Genomic DNA, 16,656 nt, shown 5'->3' on the forward strand with positions numbered 1-16,656 from the left:
CCTCGTCCCGCATATTCGAACACGCCCACCTGGCAGGACACCCCGCCCACCGCCCCGTAACCCGGAAGCACGCCCCACCCCGCAGGCGTACCCTGGACGCGTCCCCGGCCGCCGCTCACCTGCGAAGCCGGGTGTTCGCGTTGCCCAGGTACCGACCCACCCGGACGGGAATCCCTTCATGAGCCTGCACGGTCTGCTCGACGCCGTAGCCGAAGACACCGCCCTCGTGGAAGCCGTACAGGCCGCGCGGGACGCCAACCGGATGCACGTCGACCTGGTCGGCCCGCCCGCCGCCCGCCCCTTCGCGATCGCCGCGCTCGCCCGCGAGACGGGCCGTACGGTCCTCGCCGTGACCGCCACCGGCCGCGAGGCCGAGGACCTGGCCGCCGCGCTGCGCTCCCTCCTCCCCGAGGCGGGCATCGCCGAGTACCCGTCCTGGGAGACCCTGCCGCACGAGCGCCTCAGCCCGCGCAGCGACACCGTCGGCCGCCGCCTCGCCGTGCTCCGCCGGCTCACCCACCCCAGCACCGACGACCCGGAGACCGGGCCGGTCAGCGTGCTCGTCGCCCCGATCCGTTCCGTACTGCAGCCGCAGGTCAAGGGCCTGGGCGAGCTGGAGCCCGTCAGCCTCAGGCAGGGCCAGAGCGCCGATCTGAACGAGACCGTCGAGGCCCTCGCGGCCGCCGCCTACGCCCGCGTCGAGCTGGTCGAGAAGCGCGGCGAGTTCGCCGTGCGCGGCGGCATCCTCGATGTCTTCCCGCCCACCGAGGAGCATCCGCTCCGTATCGAGTTCTGGGGCGACGACGTCGAGGAGATCCGGTACTTCAAGGTCGCCGACCAGCGTTCCCTGGAGATCGCCGAGCACGGCCTGTGGGCCCCGCCCTGCCGTGAGCTGCTGCTCACCGAGGACGTACGGCAGCGGGCCGCCGCGCTGGCCGAGCAGCACCCGGAGCTCGGCGAACTGCTCGGCAAGATCGCCGAGGGCATCGCGGTCGAGGGCATGGAGTCCCTGGCGCCCGTGCTCGTCGACGACATGGAACTGCTCGTCGACGTCCTGCCGGAGCAGAGCATGGCGGTCGTCTGCGATCCGGAGCGCGTCCGCACCCGCGCCAGTGACCTGGTGGCCACCAGCCAGGAGTTCCTGCAGGCGAGCTGGGCCGCCACGGCGGGCGGCGGCGAGGCCCCGATCGACGTGGGCGCGGCCTCCCTGTGGGGCATCGCGGACGTACGGGACCGGGCCCGTGAGCTGGACATGATGTGGTGGTCCCTCTCCCCGTTCGCCGCCGACGAGGCGATCGAGGACGGCGACACCCTCAAGCTCGGCATGCACGCCCCCGAGACCTACCGCGGCGACACGGCCCGCGCCCTCGCGGACGCCAAGCAGTGGAACGCCGACGGCTGGCGCACGGTCTTCGTCACCGAGGCCCACGGCCCCGCCACCCGCACCGCCGAGGTGCTCGCGGGCGAGGGCATCGCGGCCCGCCTCGACAAGGACCTCGCCGACCTGCAGCCGTCGCTCGTGCATGTGGCCTGCGGTTCCATCGACTACGGCTTCGTCGACCCGCGCCTGAAGCTCGCGGTCCTCACCGAGACGGACCTGACCGGCCAGAAGGCCGCCGGCAAGGACGGCGCCCGGATGCCGGCCCGCCGCCGCAAGTCCATCGACCCGCTGACCCTGGAGCCGGGCGACTACATCGTCCACGAGCAGCACGGCGTCGGCCGCTACATCGAGATGGTGCAGCGCACCGTCCAGGGCGCCACCCGCGAATACCTCGTCGTCGAATACGCGCCCGCCAAGCGCGGCCAGCCCGGCGACCGGCTCTACATCCCCACCGACCAGCTGGAGCAGATCACCAAGTACGTCGGCGGCGAGGCCCCGAGCCTGCACCGGCTCGGCGGCGCGGACTGGACGAAGACGAAGGCGCGCGCCAAGAAGGCCGTCAAGGAGATCGCCGCCGACCTCATCAAGCTCTACAGCGCCCGCATGGCCGCCCCCGGCCACACCTTCGGCCCGGACACCCCCTGGCAGCGCGAGCTGGAGGACGCCTTCCCGTACGCGGAGACGCCGGACCAGCTGACGACCATCGCCGAGGTCAAGGAGGACATGCAGAAGTCGGTCCCGATGGACCGCCTGATCTGCGGCGACGTCGGCTACGGCAAGACGGAGATCGCCGTACGGGCCGCCTTCAAGGCCGTCCAGGACGGCAAGCAGGTCGCCGTCCTCGTGCCCACGACGCTGCTCGTGCAGCAGCACTTCGGCACGTTCTCCGAGCGCTACTCGCAGTTCCCGGTCAGTGTGAAGGCGCTCAGCCGCTTCCAGACCGACACCGAGTCCAAGGCCACCCTCGAAGGGCTGCGCGAGGGTTCGGTGGACGTCGTCATCGGCACCCACCGCCTCTTCTCCTCGGAGACCAAGTTCAAGGACCTGGGCCTGGTCATCGTCGACGAGGAGCAGCGCTTCGGTGTCGAGCACAAGGAGCAGCTGAAGAAGCTCCGCGCCAACGTCGACGTGCTCACCATGTCCGCGACGCCCATCCCCCGTACGCTCGAAATGGCGGTCACCGGCATCCGCGAGATGTCCACGATCACCACCCCGCCCGAGGAGCGCCACCCGGTCCTGACCTTCGTCGGACCGTACGAGGAGAAGCAGATCGGCGCCGCGATCCGGCGTGAACTCCTGCGCGAGGGCCAGGTCTTCTACATCCACAACCGCGTCGAGTCCATCGACCGCGCGGCCGCCCGGCTGCGCGACATCGTGCCGGAGGCGCGGATCGCCACCGCGCACGGGCAGATGTCGGAGGCCGCACTCGAACAGGTCGTGGTCGACTTCTGGGAGAAGAAGTTCGACGTCCTCGTCTCCACCACGATCGTCGAATCCGGCATCGACATCTCCAACGCCAACACCCTGATCGTCGAGCGTGGCGACAACTTCGGCCTCTCCCAGCTGCACCAGCTGCGCGGCCGCGTCGGCCGCGGACGCGAGCGCGGTTACGCCTACTTCCTGTACCCGCCGGAGAAGCCGCTCACCGAGACCGCCCACGAACGCCTCGCCACCATCGCCCAGCACACCGAGATGGGCGCGGGCATGTACGTGGCGATGAAGGACCTGGAGATCCGCGGCGCGGGCAATCTGCTCGGCGGCGAACAGTCCGGCCATATCGCGGGCGTCGGCTTCGACCTCTACGTACGCATGGTCGGCGAGGCCGTCGCCGACTACCGCCGCCAGCTGGAGACCGGCGAGATCGAGGAGGAGGCCCCCCTCGAAGTCAAGATCGAGCTGCCCGTCGACGCCCACGTCCCGCACGACTACGCACCCGGCGAGCGGCTCCGCCTCCAGGCCTACCGCTCCATCGCCACCGCCAACTCGGAGGAGGACATCAAGGCGGTACGGGAGGAACTCACCGACCGCTACGGCAAGCTGCCCGAGCCGGTCGAGAACCTCCTCCTGGTCGCGGGCCTGCGGATGCTGGCCCGCGCCTGCGGCGTCGGCGAGATCGTCCTGCAGGGCAACAACATCCGCTTCGGGCCCGTGGAGCTTCGCGAATCCCAGGAACTCCGCCTGAGGCGCCTCTACCCCGGTACCGTCCTCAAGCCGGCCACCCACCAGCTCCTGGTCCCCCGCCCGAAAACGGCGAAGGTCGGCGGAAAGCCGCTGCTCGGCCGCGAGCTGCTGGCCTGGACCGGTGAGTTCCTCACGACGGTTCTGGGGTCCTGACGACGATTCCGGGACGCCGAGCCCGAAGTTCATACGCCGTGTTACCTTTGTCGCATGGCGAAGACTCGGGTGACGTTCACCATCGACCCCGCCGATGCCGAGCGGCTGCGCCGGGCTGCCGAGCGGGCACAGGTGACCGTGTCGGCGTACATCGAGGCCAGGGTGCTGGGGGCGGTGGAACGGGACGAAGCCATAGAGCGCATGTTCCGTGACGCCGACGCGGCCACCCGGGCGGCGCACGCGGCCGCCGATGCCGCCATCTGGCCCGACCCCGAGCCGCTGTCGCCGGAGCGCAGGGCCGAACTGGACGGCGCGCTCGGCCGGTTCTTCGGCGGGGAGTCCCGCACGGCATGACGCCCCAGGTTGTCTACGACAGCGGTGCGCTGATCGCCGTCGAGCGCGGCAGTGCCGATATGCGCTACCTGCACGGAGTGTGGCGGGCGGCCGGTGTGCATCCGGTCGTCCCCGGTCCCGTGCTGACACAGGTGTGGCGGGGTGGGGCGCGTCAGTACCGGCTCGCGGAGTCCCTGAAGCAGTGCCGCGTTCATCTCGGCTACACCGTCGACGACTACCGTCGCGCCGGCTGGATGCTCGGGCAGGTCGAACTGTCCGCGAAGAAGCGGCCGGATGCGGTGGACGCCCTAGTCGTGGTCACGGCGGTTCTGTGTCACGCCGGACTCGTCGTCACGTCGGACCCCGACGACATCGCCGCCTATGCCGCGACGGTCGGCTGGAAAGGGGAGATCGTCGCCGTCTGACCGGATCCGGGACAGGTCCTGGGGAAGTCGGACGGGCCCGGGGGGGCATGGCGGCGGCGGGTGCGCGCGGAGCGCCGTCCGCGGTGGTGCTGGACCGCGGACGGCGCTGTTTTGCGGAGTGGTTCAGGGGTGTGCGGAGGGGGTCAGGGAGGAGACGGCGGGATCAGTCCTGCCGGCCGTCGAGCTTGTCGATCTGTTCCGTCGCGGCCTCCTGGGCCTTGTCGACATGCTCGGAGTACTTGCCGCCGGTCTTCTCGTCGACCTCGTCGCCGACCTTCTGTACGGCTTCTTTGGCCTTGTCCTCGGCCTGGCCGCCGAACTTTTCCTTCATCTCATTGATCTTGTCGCCGAGACCCATCCGTGGGCTCCCTTCGGGGGCGGTGGCGGGGGCGAGGGGAAGGCGGTCATATATGCCGCATATCGCCCCCTCGGCTTCGACGATACGCCCGCATCCGGGCGCATGCCCACCGATGGCACCGCCCCGCGGAGGCCCGCGGGTAGGGTCGGGCCCGGCTTCGAGGGGTACGCAGAGGGTGGAGGCAAGACATGGGAGGCACCGTGGGAGGGGCTGTCAGCAGCGGCCGGCGGGTAGGGCGGGTGCTGGGCGCGGGCCTCGCGCTGTCCCTGGCTCTGCCGCTCGCGGGATGTACGGACCTCGACGCGGACGGCACGTCCCCGGACGCCGGGCCCACCGCGACCGGAGCCGAGCCCGCCGGGGGCGACGGCCGGGCGGTGAGCCCGCTGGACAATCCCGAAGGGATCGAACCGGGGCTCGCTCCGCTGCGTACGGAAGAGGACCGGGAGCGGGCCCGAGGTCTCGTCGAGGCCCTGGAGACGAAGGGCCGCGGCCCGAAGACGGGCTACGACAGGGACGAGTTCGGCTACGCGTGGATGGACACGGCGGACGGAGTGCCGCTGGCGAGGAACGGCTGTGACACCCGGAACGACCTGCTGAAACTCCACGGGCGCAATGTCGAGTTCCGGTCCGGTTCCGACTGCGTGGTCGTTTCGATGGACCTCCACGACCCGTACACCGGCAAGGACATCGCCTGGAAGAAGTCGAAGGCCGCCGAGGTGCAGATAGACCATGTGGTCCCGCTGTCCTACAGCTGGCAGTTGGGCGCCGCCCGTTGGCCGGAGGACAAGCGCAGGCGGCTGGCGAACGACCCGCTCAACCTGCTGCCGGTCGAGGGACGCGCCAACGCCGCCAAGGGCGATTCGGGCCCCGCCTCCTGGCTCCCGCCGAACAAGGCCGTCCGCTGCGCCTACGCCGTCCGCTTCGCCCAGGTCGCCGAGAAGTACGAACTGCCGGTCACGGCCGCGGACAAGGCGATGATGCTCAACCAGTGCGCCTCCTGAGCCGGGCGGCGAAAACCCTGTTGGCGCAGCTCAGGACCCCGGCTACGGTGCCCGCATGAGCGACATCACGGTCTCCACCCTCGCCGAACGCCCCCACCTGAAGGGGGCCATGGACTCCATGCCGGAGACCTGGCACGAGTTCGTGCGCAACGACCTCATCGGCTGGAGCCACTACCCGCGGATCGCCGACGAGCTGCCCGAGTACACCTTCGTCGCCACCGACGCGGACGGCACCGTGGTGGCGAAGGCCATGAGCGTGCCCTTCGCGCTCGGCATCCCGGCGCGTGGTGAACTGCCCGCCGGCGGCTGGGGCAGGGTGCTGCAGTGGGCGTTCTCCGACCTCAAGTACGGTCGTACGCCCGACACCGTGAGCGCCATCGAGATCAGCGTGGCCGACGGGCAGCAGGGCAGGGGCCTGTCGTACACGATGCTCGGGGCGATGCGGGACAACGCCCGCGCCCGCGGCTTTGCCGAGGTGGTCGCGCCGGTGCGGCCCAATGCCAAGCACCTGGAGCCGCGTACCCCGATCGATGAGTACGCCTTCCGCGTGCGCGAGGAGGACGGCCTGCCCGCCGACCCCTGGCTGCGGGTGCACGTACGGGCCGGCGGGGTGATCGCCCGGGTCGCGCCGACGTCGATGTGCGTCACCGGCACGCTGGACCAGTGGCGCGCGTGGACGGGCGAGCCCTTCGACGAGGCCGGCGAGATCGAAGTCCCCGGCGCCCTCGTGCCCGTGCACTGCGTCCCGGAGCGGGACTACGCCGTGTACGTCGAGCCCAACGTGTGGGTGCGGCACGCGCTCTGAGCCCCGCGTACGCGTGCTGACGGGTGGGGCGGCCTCCATGCGAAGGCCGCCCCACCCGTCGTGGGTCCGGCTACAGGGCGTCCAGGTCCAGCACGTCCCCCGTCGGAGCCTTGGCGTCCACCGGCTTGTCGTAGTCGGTGAAGACCAGGTTCTCGCCGTCCTCCGCCCCGTCGTCGGTGACCCGGAGGATGTACGGCTTGCCCTCGGTAGCCACGTACATCGAGTAGGTGTCCTTGCCGTTCTTCTCGGTCAGCGTGATGGCCTCCTGACCGTCGACCGTGGTGCGCTCGCCCTTGCCGACCGACGAGGTCCCGCCCGTGAACTCGGCGAGCAGCTGGTCGAGATCGCAGAAGGCCTCCAGGTCCTCCGCGCCGTCGCCGGTCGCGGAGGTCTTGAGCCAGCGGTCGCCCAGCATCTCGACGGCGGCGTCCACCTCCGCCTCGGACTCGTCCTTGGTCTGGGCCCGCAGGAACGCCTCGTCGTACTTCATGTAGACGGTCTTCCCGTCGTTGACGATCTCGGCCCGGCCCCCGCCGCCGACGGACATCGAGCCCGCGCAGGATCCGCCCCTATCCATCGCCATGTCGAGCGTGATCGCGCCCATCTCCTCGTCGGGCACGGTGCCCTTGATGCGCAGGGACTTCGCGTTGCCCGTGGCCTTCATGGCCTGCTCGGCTATCTCCGGTCCGGAGGCGTCCGCGAAAGGTTCGGGCTTCTTGCTCTGCGTGGTGCTCCTGCTGGTGTCCGCGCCCTTGTCGGACGGCTTGTCCGCGGCTTCGCTGCCGCAGGCCGTGAGCGCGAGGGCGGCGCTCAGGGCGAGACCGGCGGTGGTGAGGACGGTGCGGCGCATGGTGGTTCTCTCCAGGGGGTGTGGCGTGGCTGAGCGTGCGGGGGAGTGGGGAGTGGCTGAGCGTGCGGGGGAGTGGGGGGAGGGGTGAGGGGGTGGGGCGCGAGGAAGTGCGGGCGCCGGTGAGCGGCCCGCCGGGTTCCGGTGTCAGCCGGTCTTCTTCCAGTCCTTGCAGCCGCTGGTCTTGAAGTACGCGTCGTCTGCCGTCACGGTGACCACGCCCGTGCCGTTGACGTTGTCGTTGGCGGCGATCGAGTCGATGCCGTGCTCGGCGTCCTTCGCGCGCTCCCAGTAGCACAGGTCGTCCTCGTTGCCGGCGGACTTGTACGTGCCCGGTGCGATGTCGACGCCGACCTTGAACATGCCGCCGTCGCCGGCTATCTCCGTGGCCTTCGGCGCGCCCTTCGCGTTCTCGTCGACCGCCGTCCAGCCCTTGCAGCTCTCGGACTTGAACAGCTTGTCGCCGGACTTGATCGTCACGTACGAGGTGCCGGTCACGTTGTCGTTCGCGATGATCGCCTCGAGTTCGTCCGCGGAGTCGTTGAGGCGCTCCCAGTAGCACATGCCGTCGTCGTTCCCGGTCGTCCTGTAGGTGCCGGGCTTGACGTCGGAGCCGACCTCGAAGTCGCCGTCGCCCTTGATGGCGACCTCGGGCTTGTCCTCCTTCTTCTTGCCGTCGTCCTTCTTGCCGTCGCCGCCGTCCTTGCCCCCCGAACCACCGGTCGAGGTGGATGCGGTGTCCTTCGAACCGTCCGAGCCCTCCGCGTCGCAGGCCCCGAGCGCCCCGCCGATCGCGGCGACCGCGACGACCGCCCCGACGGCCCTGAGCATCCGGTGCCGCGTGGACGGGTTCCGCCTGCCCTGCGGCCGGCGGGCAGCGTGCTGCGGGTCGTACTGGCCGTTCATCTGCTGCTGAGACATCTGGAGCACCTTTCGAGCACAAAGACAGAAGAGAGGAGTGCAGAGCGATCCGTGAGCCCGTGAGCCCGTGAGCCCGTGAACTCAGTGGCCCGTGAACCGCTGGGTCAATAAGAACAGACCCTGTGAACCGAGTCAACACCGTTCACGGGTATTGGTCGATTCACGCCTGTGAGCGGTAGGCTGCGCCGCACACGCGTCTGCAGAAGGGGAGCCAGCCGGTGCCGGACAACGCCACAGAGGTCACCGCCGCCGGAATCGCCAGGCTCGCCGGGGTCGGCCGGGCCGCCGTGAGCAACTGGCGCCGCCGCCACGCCGACTTCCCCAAGCCCGTCGGCGGCACCGAGACCAGCCCCGCCTTCGCGCTCGCCGAGGTCGAGGACTGGCTGCGCCGCCAGGGCAAACTCGCCGAGGTCCCGCTGCGTGAACGCGTCTGGCAGCAGCTCGCCGGACACCCCGCGGGCGCCGCCACCGCCCTCCTGCACACCGGCTGCACCCTGCTGCTCGTCCACGAACGCCCCACCGACTGGCTCGAACTCGCCGCCGTATCCGACCGGCTCCTGGCCGAACGGCTCCCCGAGGCGTACGAGAAGGTGCTCAGCGAACGGCTCGGCCGCGCCCGCGCCGTTCACACCCCGACCGGCGAGGAACTCCGGCCCTCCCTGCCGCTCCTGCGCGCCGCCGCCGAACTCGCCGCCGAGCAGGGCACCCGGCAGACCTTCGAGTTCCTGCTCGCCCGCCACCTCGATGCCAACACCCGCCAGTACACGCCCACCCCGGCCGGACCCGCCGGCCTCATGGCCCGCCTCGCCGGACCCGCCCGCCGCATCCTCGACCCGGCCTGCGGCACCGGCGCCCTGCTGCACGCCGTACCGCCGCACCCCGAGCTCGAGCTGTACGGCCAGGACCGTGCCGCCGAACTCGCCGCCCTGGCCGCCCTGCGCCTGGCCCTCACCCGCACCACCCGGATCCGCACCCGCACCGGCGACACCCTGCGCGCCGACGCCTATCCGCAGCTCAGGGCCGACGCCGTGCTCTGCCACCCGCCGTTCAACGAACGCGGCTGGGGCCACGACGAACTCGCCTACGACCCGCGCTGGGAGTACGGCTTCCCGGCCCGCACCGAATCCGAGCTCGCCTGGGTCCAGCACGCCCTCGCCCGCCTCACCGACGGCGGCATCGCCGTCGTCCTGATGCCGCCCGCCGCCGCATCCCGCCGCTCGGGCCGCCGCATCCGCGCAGACCTGCTGCGCCGCGGCGCCCTGCGCGCCGTCATCGCCCTGCCCGCCGGCGCCGCCCCCCCGCACAACATCCCGCTGCACCTGTGGATCCTGCGCCGCCCGGGACCTGCCACCCGCCCGCCCGGCGAACTGCTCCTCATGGAGACCGCCGGCCTCGCCCCCCTGGGCCAGAGCGAACTCCCCTGGCCCTCCGTGCAGTCCGCGGTCGCCGAGACCTGGGAGGCCTACGAGCGGGAAGGCGCCGTCGAGGACCGGCCGGGCCTCGCCCGCACCGTCCCGCTGATCGAACTCCTCGACGACGACGTCGACCTCGCCCCCGCCCGTCACCTCCCGCCGCCCACGGCCGCGGGCGGCACCGAGCAGCTCACCTCCGTACGCGAACGCCTCGGCGACACCCTGCGGCTCACCGCGGACCTCACCCCGCCCGCCGCCGCACCGGCCGCCCCGGCCCGCCGCCCCCTCACCACCGTCGGTGAACTCGCCCGCGCCGGAGCGCTCAGCCTCACCACCGGCACCGCACCCGTGGCACTCGGCGGCACCGTGCCCGTCCTCACCGACCACGACGTCTTCACCGCCGCCGCACCCTCCGGCACCCTCCCCGAGGACCACGAGACGCCCGAACTCACCGCCGAAGGCGATGTGGTCGTGCCCGTCCTCGGCGCCGCCGGCGTGGCCCGGGTCATCGACGCCGCCGCCGCCGGAGCCGCACTCGGCCGCAACCTCTGCCTCCTGCGCCCCGACCCGGCCGCCCTCGACCCCTGGTTCCTGGCCGGCTTCCTGCGCGGCACCGCCAACCACCGCCAGGCCAGCAGCTACGCCTCCACCGCCACCCGCCTCGACGTCCGCCGCCTGCAACTGCCCCGGCTGCCGCTGGAGCAGCAGCGCGCGTACGGAGTGCGGTTCCGTGCCCTCGCCCGCTTCGAGGAGGCGCTGCGCGAGGCCACCCGGCTCGGCGAGCAGCTGGTGCAGGGAACGTACGACGGGCTCGCGGACGGGACGATCGCGCCGGAGTGACCGGCCCGGGGACGGGGGTCCGAGTGGCCGGGGCAGGTGGCCAAGGGCCGAGTGACCGGGCCCGACCGACCTGGCCGGGGCGGCGCACAAGCGGAGCCGTCCCGTCCGTGACCGGATCGAGTTCCTCGATCACGTACAACCCGGAGCCGGTTGTCACCGAGGCCTTATACGCTCGTCCCCACACGCCTCTTCGGCACCGAGTTCGTTCCAGGAGCAGCCCCATGCACGGCCCCGGCTATGCACCACCGCCACCCAGCCGCCCATCCGACGCGGCACTCGTGGCACTGCGCGTGGTCTTCGTCGCACTCGCCGTCGCGTCCTTCGGATTCCTCGCCTGGGCACCGCTCCTGCGCCTCGCGATCGTCACCAGGAAGCCCCGGGACTGGTGGCTGTTCGGCGCGTCCCTGGTGGCGGTGGCGCTGTCCATCGCCCTGATCGGCAGCGAGCCCACCGACGACCTGGACACCGCCCAGGAAGCGATCGGGCTGATCCTGCTGCTCGGCAGCCTCATCGGCGGCATCACGTACTACCTGTACGCGGATATCAAGCACTTCCACAGCTGGTCGGGCCCCGCCGCACTCGGCCACCACCAGCCCGTCGGCTACGGGTACCACCCCGGCGCCCCCACCCCGTACGGACGGAGCGCCGCGCACCCCGGCATCACCGCCCCGATGCACCGGCCGCTCACCCAGCAGCCGGCCGCCCCGCAGCCGCCGGCCGCCCCGCAGTCACCGGGCGGCCCGCACTCCGTACAGCAGCCCGTACCGAACCAGCACCACCAGCACCAGCAGCACCAGCAGCACCAGTCCATCACCCAGCACCCGATACCCACCCCGCCTCCGGCACCGCAGCCTCCGGCACCGCAACCCCCGGCAGGCCGGCGCCCCGCGCCCGCCCGTATCGACCAGGTGCGCGCCGAACTCGACGAACTGAGCAGCTTCCTGCGCGGGAACGACGACACCACGAACGGACACAGCGGACGCGACTTCCCGCCCCGCGAGCGCCACCCCGAGGACAACAGGTGAGCGGACGCGTCATCGCCGGCCGCTACGAACTCTCCACCCTCATCGGCCAAGGCGGCATGGGCCAGGTCTGGACGGCCTACGACCAGCGCCTCGACCGCCGCGTCGCCGTCAAGCTGCTGCGCCCCGACAAGGTCGCCGGCCAGGAGGCCGACGAACTGCGCCGCCGCTTCGTCCGCGAATGCCGTGTCACCGCCCAGGTCGACCACCCCGGCCTCGTCACCGTGCACGACGCGGGCAGCGCCGAGGACGACCTCTACCTCGTCATGCAGTACGTGGAGGGCGCCGACCTCTCCGACCACCTCGCCGAACACGACCCGTATCCCTGGCCCTGGGCGGTCGCCGCGGCCGCCCAGCTCTGCGCGGTCCTCTCCGCCGTGCACGCCGTGCCGATCGTCCACCGCGACCTCAAACCGCGCAACGTGATGGTGAAACCCGACGGCACCCTCACCGTCCTCGACCTCGGCGTCGCCTCCGTCCTCGACTCCGACACCACCCGCCTCACCCACACCGGCTCACCCATCGGCAGCCCCGCCTACATGGCACCCGAGCAGGCCATGGGCGGCGCCGTCGGCCCGTACACCGACATCTACGCACTCGGCGTACTCCTGCACGAACTCCTCAGCGGCAACGTCCCCTTCGCCGGCACCACCGCACTCGGCGTCCTCCACCGCCACCTCCACGAACCACCCCTGCCGGTACGCCAGCTGCGCCCCGAAACCCCCGAAGCGCTCGAAACCCTGGTCCTGCGCATGCTCGCCAAGGACCCGCAGCACCGCCCCGCCTCCACCCAGGAGGTCTACGAGGCCCTCGTCCCGCTGCTGCCCACCCGCGGCACCCCCGGCGGCCCCCTCGACCCCACCCGCCCCTTCCTGCGCCCCAGCGCCCCCTGGCCCGACCGCGCCCGCACACCCGCCGCACCGCCCATGCCCGCGGCCACGCCCGCCGGCCGACGCGGCGCCGACGTCGCCCAGGCCGTCGACGACGTCAAGCGCCTCCTCGGCGAAGGCCGCATCACCCAGGCCGTCGACATCCTCGGCTCGATCCTGCCCACCGCCGCCGAACAGCACGGCGAGCACTCACCCGTCGTCCGCACCCTGCGCAAGCAGTACGCCGCCACCCTCATGGACGACGGCCAGTACCGCCGTGCCCTGCCCGAACTGCGCCGCCTCGCCGACGAACGCGCCACCGAGGCGGGGGCCGCCGACCCGGCGGCCCTCCAGTTCCGCTACGACGCCGCCCAGTGCCTCGAACAGCTCGGCGAAGCGGCCGCCGCGCTCACCGAATACCGCGCGCTGCTCCCGTACTACGAGAACCAGTACGCCACGACGGACCCCGCACTCGCCCTCGAAGTCCGCCGCCGCATCGGCCACCTGCTGCTCGCCCTCGGCGACCACACCGCCGCCCACGACATCCTCCACACCCTCCTCACCGCGGCAGAACACCACCACGGCCCGTCCCACCCCTTCCCCGCGGAAATCCGCCGCACCTTGCACTGGCTCAACCAGGTCCACGGCTGATCTCGGCTTCTGCCTGCGGGCAGTCGTGCCGCAGGGCGAGTGGGGTCTTCCCTGCTCAGGGGGTACCCCCTGCTCGAAGAGCTCGGGGGCGTAGTGGAGAGCTTGGGGAAGGGTGGGCGCAGGCACCCTCCGCCGGGCAGGCGCCCCTCCCCCCCCACGACGCACCCCCGAACCGAAGCGCATCCCGAACAACCCACGAATCGTTGGTCGAACCAGTGGCCGAACCCCGCGCCACTCCCTAACATCGATCACCGCAGGCTTGTGCACCGATGCACAATCTCGCCCGCCGCAGCCGCCGGGAGGCCCACTTGCACCGCCGCCGTCGCACCGCACTCACCGTCTCCGCCGCCCTTCTCGTCGCGGCCCCCCTCCTGGCCGCCTGCTCCAACGACGCCCATCCCGGCGCCGCGGCCGTCATCGGCCAGGAGCGCATCACCATGGCGCAGCTCCAGGCACGGGTGGGCGAGGTGCGCGCCGCACAGCAGGAGGCGACTCAGGAGTCCGGCGAATACGCCAAGGCGGTCGAGAACTCCGGCGGCCTCACCCGCGCCACCCTCCAGACCATGGTCCTCGACCGCATCCTGCACGAGGCCGCCGTCGACGCAGGTATCACCGTCAGCCGCAAGGAGGTCCAGGAGCGGCGTGCCGAGATGACCGGCGGACGTGGCGAGGAGGCCCTGGAATCCGGCTACCTGTGGCAGTTCAGCGTCCCGCCCTCGCAGATCGACGCCTCCCTGCGCACGAACATCGAGGCGGAGAAGCTGTACGCGGCCCTCGGCGCCGACCCGCAGACGCAGGAGGGCCGCGAGGCCTTCTGGCAGCAGCTCTCCGAAACGGCCCGCGGCCTCGACATCGACATCAACCCGCGCTACGGCACCTGGGACGTGACCAAGAGCCGCCGCGCCGACGCCGCGACTCCGTGGCTGCGCCAGGTCTCCACACCCACGCACCAGGCCTGACCCGTGCACCAGGCCTGACCCGTGCACCAGGCCTGACCCGTGCACCAGGCCTGACCGACCCTCGGGTCGCCCCAGGTGGGCGGCGAGGTACGTTGACCGACGTGAACGCTCCCGCCGCCCCCGCCGAGACCCCCGGCCGCATCATCCTCCTCACCACGACCCACCGCGTGGCCCCCGGCCTCCTCTCCTGGCCGGCCTGGCAGGCCCTGCACGCCGCCGACCGGGTCCTGTGCGCGGACCCCGCTCATCCCCAACTCCCGTACCTGCGCGAGGCGGGCATCACGGTCGAGCACACCGCCGCCACCGCCGAGGACCTCGTGGACGCCTGCGCGGGCGGCCGCAGTGTGGTCGTCGTGGCAAGCGGCGAGGGCGATCCGGCCCTCACGGACGGCCTCGCCCGCCTCGCAGGATCGGGCCGCCTGCAGATGCCGGACCTGGAGCTCCTGCCCGCCTCGTACGACCTCCCGGGCGCCCGCCTCCTCGACCTCGTCCAGGTCATGGACCGCATCCGCCGCGAATGCCCCTGGTCCTCCCAGCAGACCCACAAGGGCCTGGCGAAGTACGGCATCGAGGAGGCCTACGAACTCGTCGAGGCCATCGAGGACGGCGACCGCGCCGAACTGCGCGAGGAACTCGGCGACGTACTCCTCCAGGTCGTCTTCCACGCCCGCATCGCCGCCGAAGACCCCGAGAACACCGGCGAGCCCTTCGACATCGACGACGTGGCGGGCACGATCGTCACAAAGCTCATCCACCGCCACCCCCACGTCTTCGGCGAGGACACCGCACAGACCCCCGAAGAAGTGAAGGCCCACTGGCGCCGCACCAAGGCCGAGGAAAAACAGCGCACGTCCCTCACCCAGGGCATCCCCCTCGGCCAGCCCGCCCTGGCCCTCGCCACGAAACTCGCCTCCCGCGTCCGCACCGCAGGCCTCACCGTCCCCCTCCCGAAGGGCCGGGGCCTCGGCTACGACCTCCTCGCCCTCGCCGTCCAGGCAGAATCCGAGGGAGCCGACCCGGAGGCGGCACTGCGGGCGGCGGGCCGGGCGTACCGGGACGCGATCCGGCTCGTGGAGGCCGAGGAGAAGGGGGAGCAGGGGCCGGATACGGTCGAAGGGTGACCAGCAACGCCCACCCTGACACCGCCACCTGTCCCCGCACCGCCCCGGCGCGCCCCGAGCTCTTCACCTGGGAGTTCGCCACCGACCCGTACCCGGCGTACGCGTGGCTGCGCGAGCATGCGCCGGTGCACCGCACGACTCTGCCCAGCGGGGTGGAGGCCTGGCTGGTCACCCGGTACGCCGATGCCAAGCAGGCGCTCGCCGACCAGCGGCTCAGCAAGAACCCGGCCCATCACGACGAGCCCTCGCACGCCAAGGGCAAGACGGGCATCCCGGGTGAACGCAAGGCCGAGCTGATGACCCATCTGCTCAACATCGACCCGCCGGACCACACCCGGCTGCGCCGTCTGGTCTCGAAGGCGTTCACTCCGCGCAGGATCGCCGCGTTCGCGCCGCGTGTGCAGGAGCTGACGGATCAGCTGATCGACGGCTTCGCGCAGCAGGGCAGCGCGGATCTGATCCACGATTTCGCCTTCCCGCTCCCCATCTACGCGATCTGCGATCTGCTCGGTGTTCCGGCCGAGGACCAGGACGACTTCCGCGACTGGGCGGGCATGATGATCCGCCACGGCGGCGGGCCGCGCGGCGGGGTGGCCCGCTCGGTCAAGAAGATGCGCGGCTATCTCGCCGACCTGATCCACCGCAAGCGTGCCGAACTGCCCGAACATCCGGCTCCGGACGAGGATCTGCTCTCGGGTCTGATCCGGGCGAGCGACCATGGCGAGCACCTCACGGAGAACGAGGCCGCAGCGATGGCGTTCATCCTCCTTTTTGCAGGTTTCGAAACTACGGTCAATTTGGTCGGTAACGGGACATTCCAACTTCTCCGTCATCCTGAGCAACGCGCCCGCCTGCACGCCTCGCTGGCCGCCGGAGAGCGTGGCCTCCTGGAGACCGGCATCGAGGAGCTGCTGCGCTACGACGGGCCCGTGGAGCTCGCCACCTGGCGGTTCGCCACCGAGCCGCTCACCATCGGCGGCCAGGAGATCGCGGCCGGCGATCCGGTCCTCGTCGTCCTCGCCGCGGCCGACCGCGATCCGGCGCGCTTCACGGAACCCGACACCCTCGACCTCGCCCGCCGCGACAACCAGCACCTCGGCTACGGACACGGGATCCACTACTGCCTCGGCGCACCGCTGGCCCGCCTGGAGGGGCAGGCGGCCATCGCCACGCTCCTCACGCGACTGCCGGATCTCCGGCTTGCGGGGGATGAGGGCGATCTGCGGTGGCGTGGGGGGCTCATCATGCGTGGATTGCGCGCTCTGCCCGTCGAGTTCACGCCGGAAGGCGGCCGCAGTTCCAACGTGCAGTCACCCTCTCGCGTGTGACGCGACATCAGAATTGTGATGTTCGCGTGATCTGTGCTGCATCGACTTG

General features: G+C 71.6%; 14 protein-coding genes. 11 read left to right on the plus strand and 3 right to left on the minus strand.

All coding sequences use genetic code 11. The features are described 5' to 3' along the window. The first annotated feature begins 178 nt into the window (after window positions 1-178). From mfd to ACLF6P_RS23020, 3 genes are read left to right on the plus strand one after another with little or no spacing between them, the layout of a single operon-like run. Window positions 179-3,715: a transcription-repair coupling factor gene (gene mfd, locus ACLF6P_RS23010; protein ID WP_415952544.1), complete on the plus strand. Its 3,537-nt coding sequence runs from the start codon at window positions 179-181 to the stop codon at window positions 3,713-3,715. 54 nt (window positions 3,716-3,769) lie between these two features. Beyond that, window positions 3,770-4,069: a hypothetical protein gene (locus tag ACLF6P_RS23015; RefSeq protein WP_415952545.1), complete on the plus strand. Its 300-nt coding sequence runs from the start codon at window positions 3,770-3,772 to the stop codon at window positions 4,067-4,069. Then, entirely contained in the window at window positions 4,066-4,473 is a 408-nt protein-coding gene (locus ACLF6P_RS23020) for a hypothetical protein (RefSeq protein ID WP_415952546.1), read from the plus strand. The genes ACLF6P_RS23015 and ACLF6P_RS23020 overlap by 4 nt, the downstream gene beginning before the upstream one ends. A 163-nt stretch (window positions 4,474-4,636) precedes the next feature. Here the strand turns inward: ACLF6P_RS23020 and ACLF6P_RS23025 are convergent, their stop codons facing one another. Then, complete coding sequence (locus ACLF6P_RS23025; RefSeq protein WP_415952547.1) at window positions 4,637-4,804, minus strand: antitoxin; 168 nt, start codon at window positions 4,802-4,804, stop codon at window positions 4,637-4,639. Window positions 4,805-5,019: 215 nt separating this feature from the next. On the opposite strand from ACLF6P_RS23025, the gene ACLF6P_RS23030 reads away from it, so the two are divergent. Beyond that, a complete protein-coding gene (locus ACLF6P_RS23030; RefSeq protein WP_415952548.1) occupies window positions 5,020-5,832 on the plus strand; it encodes an HNH endonuclease family protein in 813 nt (270 codons plus the stop codon). 55 nt (window positions 5,833-5,887) lie between these two features. After that, window positions 5,888-6,637 carry an N-acetyltransferase gene (locus tag ACLF6P_RS23035; RefSeq protein ID WP_415952549.1) on the plus strand — a complete coding sequence of 250 codons (750 nt, stop codon included), beginning with the start codon at window positions 5,888-5,890 and terminating at the stop codon, window positions 6,635-6,637. Window positions 6,638-6,707: 70 nt separating this feature from the next. Here ACLF6P_RS23035 and ACLF6P_RS23040 read toward each other — a convergent pair whose 3' ends face one another. After that, on the minus strand, window positions 6,708-7,487 hold the full coding sequence (locus ACLF6P_RS23040) for a hypothetical protein (RefSeq protein WP_415952550.1): 780 nt from the start codon (window positions 7,485-7,487) through the stop codon (window positions 6,708-6,710). 144 nt (window positions 7,488-7,631) lie between these two features. Then, window positions 7,632-8,405 (minus strand): hypothetical protein, encoded by a 774-nt coding sequence (locus ACLF6P_RS23045; RefSeq protein WP_415952551.1) that lies wholly within the window; start codon window positions 8,403-8,405, stop codon window positions 7,632-7,634. 218 nt (window positions 8,406-8,623) lie between these two features. On the opposite strand from ACLF6P_RS23045, the gene ACLF6P_RS23050 reads away from it, so the two are divergent. The 6 genes from ACLF6P_RS23050 (at window position 8,624) to ACLF6P_RS23075 (ending at window position 16,607) form a co-directional block, all read left to right on the plus strand. After that, window positions 8,624-10,657, plus strand: a complete 2,034-nt coding sequence (locus ACLF6P_RS23050; protein WP_415952552.1) for an N-6 DNA methylase — start codon at window positions 8,624-8,626, stop codon at window positions 10,655-10,657. A gap of 221 nt (window positions 10,658-10,878) precedes the next feature. Next, window positions 10,879-11,682, plus strand: coding sequence for a hypothetical protein (locus ACLF6P_RS23055; RefSeq protein WP_415952553.1), 804 nt, complete (start codon window positions 10,879-10,881; stop codon window positions 11,680-11,682). Further along, window positions 11,679-13,199 (plus strand): protein kinase domain-containing protein, encoded by a 1,521-nt coding sequence (locus tag ACLF6P_RS23060; RefSeq protein ID WP_415952554.1) that lies wholly within the window; start codon window positions 11,679-11,681, stop codon window positions 13,197-13,199. The genes ACLF6P_RS23055 and ACLF6P_RS23060 overlap by 4 nt, the downstream gene beginning before the upstream one ends. A gap of 269 nt (window positions 13,200-13,468) precedes the next feature. Next, entirely contained in the window at window positions 13,469-14,158 is a 690-nt protein-coding gene (locus tag ACLF6P_RS23065; protein WP_415952555.1) for a SurA N-terminal domain-containing protein, read from the plus strand. 101 nt (window positions 14,159-14,259) lie between these two features. Beyond that, complete coding sequence (locus ACLF6P_RS23070) at window positions 14,260-15,279, plus strand: nucleoside triphosphate pyrophosphohydrolase (RefSeq protein ID WP_415952556.1); 1,020 nt, start codon at window positions 14,260-14,262, stop codon at window positions 15,277-15,279. Continuing rightward, window positions 15,276-16,607: a cytochrome P450 family protein gene (locus ACLF6P_RS23075; protein ID WP_415952557.1), complete on the plus strand. Its 1,332-nt coding sequence runs from the start codon at window positions 15,276-15,278 to the stop codon at window positions 16,605-16,607. Before ACLF6P_RS23070 ends, ACLF6P_RS23075 begins: the two co-directional genes overlap by 4 nt. Window positions 16,608-16,656: the final 49 nt, after the last annotated feature.

Source organism: Streptomyces lothianensis (assembly GCF_047779955.1).
In the GTDB taxonomy this organism is placed as follows: domain Bacteria; phylum Actinomycetota; class Actinomycetes; order Streptomycetales; family Streptomycetaceae; genus Streptomyces.

Excerpts from the sequence above, each read along its gene's own strand:
- mfd (WP_415952544.1), top strand. The coding sequence starts at position 179 with ATGAGCCTGCACGGTCTGCTCGACGCCGTAGCCGAAGACACCGCCCTC.
- ACLF6P_RS23015 (WP_415952545.1), top strand. The coding sequence starts at position 3,770 with ATGGCGAAGACTCGGGTGACGTTCACCATCGACCCCGCCGATGCCGAG.
- ACLF6P_RS23020 (WP_415952546.1), top strand. The coding sequence starts at position 4,066 with ATGACGCCCCAGGTTGTCTACGACAGCGGTGCGCTGATCGCCGTCGAG.
- ACLF6P_RS23025 (WP_415952547.1), bottom strand. The coding sequence starts at position 4,804 with ATGAAGGAAAAGTTCGGCGGCCAGGCCGAGGACAAGGCCAAAGAAGCC.
- ACLF6P_RS23030 (WP_415952548.1), top strand. The coding sequence starts at position 5,020 with ATGGGAGGCACCGTGGGAGGGGCTGTCAGCAGCGGCCGGCGGGTAGGG.
- ACLF6P_RS23035 (WP_415952549.1), top strand. The coding sequence starts at position 5,888 with ATGAGCGACATCACGGTCTCCACCCTCGCCGAACGCCCCCACCTGAAG.
- ACLF6P_RS23040 (WP_415952550.1), bottom strand. The coding sequence starts at position 7,487 with ATGCGCCGCACCGTCCTCACCACCGCCGGTCTCGCCCTGAGCGCCGCC.
- ACLF6P_RS23045 (WP_415952551.1), bottom strand. The coding sequence starts at position 8,405 with ATGTCTCAGCAGCAGATGAACGGCCAGTACGACCCGCAGCACGCTGCC.
- ACLF6P_RS23055 (WP_415952553.1), top strand. The coding sequence starts at position 10,879 with ATGCACGGCCCCGGCTATGCACCACCGCCACCCAGCCGCCCATCCGAC.
- ACLF6P_RS23065 (WP_415952555.1), top strand. The coding sequence starts at position 13,469 with ATGCACAATCTCGCCCGCCGCAGCCGCCGGGAGGCCCACTTGCACCGC.